Source organism: Vibrio sp. 10N.237.312.B06, from assembly GCF_041464685.1.
GTDB classification, from domain to species: domain Bacteria; phylum Pseudomonadota; class Gammaproteobacteria; order Enterobacterales; family Vibrionaceae; genus Vibrio; species Vibrio tasmaniensis_A.
Genome location: NZ_JBFSPI010000172.1, coordinates 1 through 2,991, shown reverse-complemented (window position 1 = coordinate 2,991; position 2,991 = coordinate 1). Strand labels below are relative to the sequence as shown.

The 2,991-nt window shown below is 45.2% G+C and carries 1 protein-coding gene and 1 pseudogene; one reads left to right on the top strand and one right to left on the bottom strand.

Features of this window, described 5'->3' with window-relative positions:
• Positions 1–93: 93 nt before the first annotated feature.
• The gene (locus AB6C75_RS23235) at positions 94–1,413 is read right to left on the bottom strand and encodes a dicarboxylate/amino acid:cation symporter (RefSeq protein WP_372109461.1); all 1,320 of its coding nucleotides are present in this window, start codon (positions 1,411–1,413) and stop codon (positions 94–96) included.
• Positions 1,414–1,823: 410 nt separating this feature from the next.
• Here AB6C75_RS23235 and AB6C75_RS23230 point away from each other — a divergent pair.
• Positions 1,824–2,942, top strand: a pseudogene (locus AB6C75_RS23230) (NfeD family protein); the annotation flags it as partial.
• Positions 2,943–2,991 lie beyond the last annotated feature (49 nt).

The window sequence follows — 2,991 nt, the reverse complement described above, 5'->3', positions numbered from 1 at the left end:
CATCTGTAGGATCGTTCAACTGATCAGGAAAATGCTTAAATGATCAGTGTTAACTCAATGAGTGGCTTTTTGGTCTTTAGGTTTCGAAGAAGTTTAAGCTTGTTGTTTCTCTAGCTCAGCTTCTTTCACTTCGTCTTTGATTAGAGAATCAACGATTACCGCACATGCTGCATCACCAGTGATGTTAAGAGCAGTACGAATCATGTCGAAGATACGGTCTAGAGCGAACAACAGAGGTAGACCTTCGATAGGGATACCAGCTGCTAGAAGAACCGCAACCACTAGGAAAGAAGGACCTGGAACTCCTGCTTGACCAACTGCGCCTAGCGTAGAGGTTACGATGATAGCAACGTAAGCGCCCATAGACAGGTCGATGTTGAACAGCTGTGCAAAGAAGATAGCAACCAGGCCGTAGTAAATTGCATTACCAGACATGTTGATCGTCGCACCAAGTGGCAGAACGAATGAAGCCGTAGAGTTGCGAACGCCAAGTTCTTTCTCTACCGTTTCCATTGTTACTGGTAGTGTCGCCATTGAAGATGCTGTTGATAGTGCAACCGCTTGAGGCTTCTTCATTGCCACTAGGAACTTCTTAGCTGAAGTCTTAGTGAAGATTTGAATCATCAGTGGGTAAGCAACAAAGCCGAAGATAAGAATCGCAGCGATGTAAACAATGAACAGCTTGAACACGACCATAAGCGCGCCAAAGCCAAACGTACCTACTGCTTCAGCCATTAGGCCGAATACGCCAAGTGGTGCAATGATCATAACTTTGTTGATCATCCATACCATAGCGTCAACGATAGCATTTACACCGTTGATGATAGGGTCACGTTTCTCTTTTGCTTGTTTAGAAATCGCAATACCAAAGAATAAGCAGAAAACGAGAATTTGCAGAATGTTTGCTTCATTCAGTGATTGGAAAACGTTGGTCGGGATCATGCCCGTGATGGTTGCCCAGAACGTTGGAAGTTCGCCTTTCGCAGCGTATTCAGAAGAAAACATGCCTTCAACGCCAGACACATCGATACCACGACCCGGTTCGAATACTTCACCCATTACAAGCGCTAGTGCTACAGCAAGTGCAGACGTTAGTGCAAAGTAACCCAGTGTAACCACACCAACTTTACCTGCCGATGAGCTATTACCTAGACCTGCAGCACCTGAAATTAGGGCAACTGCGACTAGAGGAATAACCAGCATCTTGATTAAATTGATGAAGATTGCGCCCAGTGGAGCGAACATTGTTGCGCTGTCACCCATCATTGCACCGACAGCGGTACCGATGATCATTGCAATAACGACTTGAACGCCGATGTTGCTTAGTAAACTCTTTTCTTTTAACACTTCCATAACCTCTGTGCTACTAAATATAAAAATCCCAGAACTACTCACCAATGTATGATGTACCATTGGATTAATATTTCGCGACGAGTTTTACACGTATCCTTTACATTTATCAATATGAGCAGAGGTGAAAGTCTCCGAAAAACTGGTGGTCTAATGTCATTTGTTGATTTTGCACAACAATGCAATCGTTTGCCTTGGTTTTTTATTGCGATGTTATTTGTTGAATTTATAAAAACCTTTTCGCTGGAGATTTTGTGAATGATTTACAAGCGCTGGTATTGAAAACGTTCCATTAACATTTTGATTTCATTTACGAGTGTTTTTTGAACGCCTATGTTGGGGTGAATCCACAGCTACGTGTTGTGTGAAATTTAGCCTGAACTATGCTTAAGGTATCTATTTATTACCAAGATGTTACCTCTGCGCTTTAAATAAAACGTCTATCTAGCATCTCAGTTGTAAGGAGAGGGGCTATGACTTTTATATTAAAGTACTTGTTTGTGTTTCTTCTGTTGTTCAGCTCTGTGTTCGCTCAAGCCGATGATGTTTGGGTGATTGAGGTGAACGGAGGGATAGGTCCGGCGACCAGTGATTACCTCACTAGAGAAATAGAACAAGCTCACGATGAGCAAGCAAAGCTCATCATTTTGAAAATGAACACGCCTGGCGGGTTAGATTCGTCGATGCGTGACATTATTCGATCCATCACCACGTCACCGGTTCCGATAGCAACTTGGGTTGGGCCTGCGGGTTCACGTGCTGCGAGCGCGGGGACGTATATCTTGCTAGCCAGCCACATTGCTTCGATGGCGCCCGGAACTAATCTAGGTGCAGCAACACCTGTGTCGCTTGGTGGTGGCAAAGCGCCTGCTAGTCCGTTATCTCCTCAAGACGACGCCAATAAAGATGACAACACGTCAGCGGGTGAGCAAGACGAAACAAAACAAGAGAACTCAGACCAAGTAAAAGCCACCACTGCGATGGAAAAGAAAGTCATCAATGATGCTGCGGCTTACATTGTCAGTTTGGCTAAGCTACACAATCGCAATGAAGAATGGGCAGAAAAAGCGGTAAGAGAAGCGGCGAGTTTAGACTCAGAGAACGCACTCACACTTAACGTGATTGATTTTATTGCCAGCGACCTTCAGCAATTGGTTGAACTGAGTAACGGACGCGTCATCACCATCAACGGGGTCAGTCAGGAAATCCAACTTAGTGATGTTGCTTTTGTCGAGCGAGAACAAGACTGGCGATTTAGTTTGCTGTCAGTGATCACGAACCCGAACGTTGCATATATTTTGATGCTCATCGGTATCTATGGTTTGCTCCTTGAGTTCTATAACCCTGGCGTCGGGCTACCGGGTGTATTGGGGGGGATCTGTCTGTTATTGGCAATGTACTCCTTACAAATGCTGCCGGTGAGTTACGCGGGCCTTGCTTTAATCCTATTGGGAATTGCTTTGATGGTCGCAGAGGCCTTTAGCCCCAGTTTTGGCATCTTCGGTTTGGGCGGCGTCGCTGCGTTTACGCTCGGCTCGATCATGTTGATGGATACCGAAGTGCCGGGTTATCAAATCGCATTGCCGTTAATTAAACATTGATAAACCCCCAGCTCTGCTGGGGTGACTCGCATAGGTTTGA

Bases quoted from the DNA above. Each gene is read 5' to 3' on its own strand.
- AB6C75_RS23235 (WP_372109461.1), bottom strand. From the start codon at position 1,413: ATGGTACATCATACATTGGTGAGTAGTTCTGGGATTTTTATATTTAGT.